The sequence below is a fragment of the Vibrio sp. 1874 genome, assembly GCF_033344395.1.
Lineage (GTDB): Bacteria > Pseudomonadota > Gammaproteobacteria > Enterobacterales > Vibrionaceae > Vibrio > Vibrio alginolyticus.
The window spans coordinates 1-1,101 of record NZ_JAWPOR010000158.1; the positions used below are offsets into that span (position 1 = coordinate 1).

Annotated in this window: 1 protein-coding gene; it reads left to right on the forward strand. The window is 50.0% G+C overall.

The features are described 5' to 3' along the window. On the forward strand, positions 1-1,001 hold a 1,001-nt coding region (locus R8N46_RS25305), incomplete at its 5' end, for a DUF294 nucleotidyltransferase-like domain-containing protein (protein ID WP_318189789.1). Between the last annotated feature and the right edge of the window lie 100 nt (positions 1,002-1,101).

The window sequence follows — 1,101 nt, forward strand, 5'->3', positions numbered from 1 at the left end:
CGAGTTCACTCAACGCGCTGGCGGCGTTGAAAGAAGAACGTCAAACCATTTTCCAAGCGTTGGTGGAAAGCGGTGTGAGTGCGGAAATTCAAGGTCGAGTGATGTCGATGATCATGGACGCTTTCACGCGCCGCATCATTCAGCTCAATGAAGAACTGCTGGGACCACCGCCGTGTGATTACGCGTGGTTGGTTGCAGGCTCTCACGCCCGTAACGAAGTGCACATGCTGTCAGACCAAGACAGTGCGATTGTGCTTTCCGATGACGCCACCGAAGAACATAAACTGTACTTCACTCACCTTGCCATGCGGGTGTGTAATGGTTTGGCGGCGTGCGGCTATCCGCTTTGTGACGGCAAGTACATGGCGGCGTCACCAAAGTGGTGTCAGCCAATTCGTCGTTGGAAAGAGTACTATCAGAAGTGGGTGGCCAGCCCAGAATACAACAAACTATTGAGCATTAGCGTATTCCTTGAAGTACGTGCCATTCACGGCAACCGCGAGTTTGTCGACCAAATCCAACAACACTTGCATGACTGTATTCAAAAGAGCCCGAGCTTTATTCCGGCTTTGGTGCGAGACGCGATTGACACTCAGCCGCCACTTGGCATTTTCAACAATTTGGTGTTGGAAAAAGGTGGGGAAAACAGCAACACGTTAAACATCAAAAAGTACGCCTTAAATCTGATCATCGATCTGGCGCGTATTTTCAGTCTTGCCGCTGGCGGCTCGTTAACTGGCACAGAAGAGCGTTTTCGCTACGCAGCCCAGCACGGCACATTGTCGAAAGACAGTGTTGAAAACATCATTGGCGCGTATCGCTTTATTACTCAGGTACGTTTCCGTCATCAACTCAATGCGATTCTGGCAGGCACCACACCTGACAACCACATCGCACCCGATGATTTCAGTAGCTTTGAGCGCAAGCACTTAAAAGATGCATTTAAGATCATCAGTGAGCTGCAAGATGTTGCGAAACTGAAGTTTGTGAAAGGGGCGTAACCATGATTAAACGTTGGTTTAAGCGGTGGGAAACGCCGCTCTCTCCTGAGCAAAAACGCCAAGCCATTCACGTTGTTGACGATTGGCCAATGGTGCTGAA